This is a genomic window from Terrisporobacter sp., from assembly GCF_017888745.1.
In the GTDB taxonomy this organism is placed as follows: domain Bacteria; phylum Bacillota; class Clostridia; order Peptostreptococcales; family Peptostreptococcaceae; genus Terrisporobacter.
Map to the genome: position 1 here is coordinate 1 of NZ_JAGHFM010000271.1, position 2,830 is coordinate 2,830.

2 protein-coding genes are annotated in these 2,830 nt (G+C 28.9%); both read left to right on the forward strand.

The features are described 5' to 3' along the window. On the forward strand, positions 1-254 hold a 254-nt coding region (locus tag J7G74_RS12295), incomplete at its 5' end, for a hypothetical protein (protein ID WP_297135827.1). Between the two features lie 473 nt (positions 255-727). Then, the coding region (adhE, locus tag J7G74_RS12300) for a bifunctional acetaldehyde-CoA/alcohol dehydrogenase (RefSeq protein WP_297135830.1) at positions 728-2,830 on the forward strand (2,103 nt) is incomplete at its 3' end.

The following is a 2,830-nucleotide window of genomic DNA, read 5'->3' on the forward strand; positions in this document are numbered from 1 at the left end:
ATGATAAAATAGATATTTCAAATATTTCTACAGTTGAAATTTCACCATCTAAATCAACTAAAGAAGGTAAATTTATGTTACAAAGTATGTATTTATCTTCTATAAATAAGGATAATAACCCAAATAAGGATAATAACTCAGAGGTTAAAGTAGAAAGTTCAAATTCAATGGTTAAATATATGTTGATTTGTGCTATAACATCTTTTATCTTATTTATATTTTACAAAAAAATAATTAAATATAAGAGAAACTAATTTTTCTATTTATCTAATGACATAAAATTAGAACATGTTAATTTAATTCAACTGTTTCTGTTTAATATTAAAAAGGGCCGTAATGATATATAATCACTATGGCTTTTTTTATGACAGAATATATTCAATATCTATAAACTATAATAATATTTAATTTCTTAATTTATAAAAAATACTATTGAAAAATATAAAAAATATCTATTGGTTGTATAAAAATTAACAATGTTGGATTTTATGAAATTGTATACAATATACCAAACAGAACAAAAATTTAAGTAAGATATAGGTTGACAGATTACTTTAAGTCATTATAAATAGTTGTTTTCTTTAAAAATTTTAACTAAAATAAAATTTTATATAAAAAATAGATAATAATTGTTGACACTTTTAAGGTGATAAAGTAATATTGAATCAAGATAAGATTGTGAATTAACTAACAAAGTTTAATATAAATTTTTCAGGAGGGGTTTAAAATGACAAAAGCAAAAGGAAATTTAAAAGTAGTAGATAACAATGAATTTAGTGTTGAAAATATGATAGACGAATTAGTGGTAAAAGCTGAAAAAGCAAAACAAGCTATGTTAAGTTTAGATCAAGAAGCAATAGATAACATAGTAAGAGAAATGTCTATGGCTGGTTTAGATAAACATATTGAATTAGCACAATTAGCAGTAAATGAAACTAAAAGAGGAGTATTTGAAGACAAAGTAACTAAAAATATGTTCGCTACTGAATATATTTATAATAGTATAAAATACAAAAAGACTGTTGGTGTTATAGAAAAGAATGAAGAAGAAGGATACATGTTAATAGCTGAGCCAGTGGGAGTAATAGCAGGGGTAACTCCAGTTACTAACCCAACTTCAACTACAATGTTCAAATCTATAATATCAATGAAAGGTAGAAATCCAATAATCTTCAGTTTCCATCCATCAGCTCAAAAATGTTCAGCTGAGGCAGCTAGAATATTAAGAGATGCAGCTATAAAAGCAGGAGCTCCAGAAGATTGTATACAATGGATAGAAAAACCTTCAATAGAAGCTACTAACTTATTAATGAAGCATAATGGAGTATCTATGATACTTGCAACTGGTGGACCAGGAATGGTTAAATCAGCTTATTCTTCAGGAAAACCAGCTCTAGGGGTTGGAGCAGGTAACGTTCCTTGCTACATAAACAAAACTGCAGATATAAAACAAGCAGTAAATGACTTAATACTTTCTAAAACATTTGATAACGGAATGATATGTGCTTCTGAGCAAGCGGTTATAATAGATGAAGAAATATACGATGAAGTAACTGACTTAATGAAATATTATGGATGCTATTTTGTAAATAAAGATGAAAAAGCAAAATTACAAGCTTTAGTTATAGATAACAAAACTTGTTCATTAAATCCAAATATAGTAGGACAAAGTCCATATACAATAGGTCAAATGGCAGGTATAAATGTTCCTAAGGATGCAAAAATGATAGTTGCAGAACTTGAAAAAGTTGGAATGGAAGATCCTTTATCAAAAGAAAAATTATCTCCAGTTCTTGCTTGTTTCAAAGTTAAAGGAGCAGAAGAAGGAATACAAAAATGTGTAGAAATGACTGAATTTGGGGGATTAGGACATTCAGCTGTTATACACTGTAATGATGATGATTTAGTAGTAGAATTTGGACAAAGAGTAAGAACAGGTAGATTACTTGTAAATGCACCTTCTACTCATGGAGCAATAGGTGATATATACAATGTAAACGTACCATCATTAACATTAGGATGTGGATCAATGGGTAATAACTCAACAACAGAAAACGTAAGTACAACTAACTTAATAAATGTTAAAAAGGTTGCTATGAGAAAAGTAAATATGCAATGGTTCAAAGTACCAGAAAGAATATATCATGAGTTTGGTTCTTTAAGCTACTTAGAAAAATTACCAAATGCAAATAGAATAATGATAGTTACTGATAGAGTAATGGCTCAATTAGGAAATGTTGATAGAATAACTCATCATTTAAGAAAAAGAAGAAATCCAGTAATGATAGATATATTCTGTGATGTAGAACCAGATCCATCAGTAGAAACAGTATTAAATGGTGCAGAAGCTATGAGAAAATTCAAGCCTGACACTATAATAGCTCTTGGTGGAGGTTCAGCAATGGATGCTGCTAAAGCTATGTGGTTATTCTACGAAAACCCAACTGCAAACTTTGATGATTTAAGATTAAAATTTGCTGATATAAGAAAGAGAGTATTCAAGTTCCCTAAATTAGGAAGACAAGCTCAATTAGTTTGTATACCAACTACTTCAGGAACTGGTTCAGAAGTTACTTCTTTCGCAGTTGTTACAGATAAAGTGAATAACATGAAATATCCTTTAGCTGATTATGAGCTAACTCCAGATGTTGCTATAATAGATCCATCTTTAGTTATGACAGTTCCAGCATCAGTTACTGCTGATACAGGAGTAGACGTATTAACTCATGCAATAGAAGCTTATGTTTCTATAATGGCAACTGATTATACAGATGCATTAGCTTTAAAAGCTATACAATTAGTATTTGATTATTTACCAAAAGCTTATAGA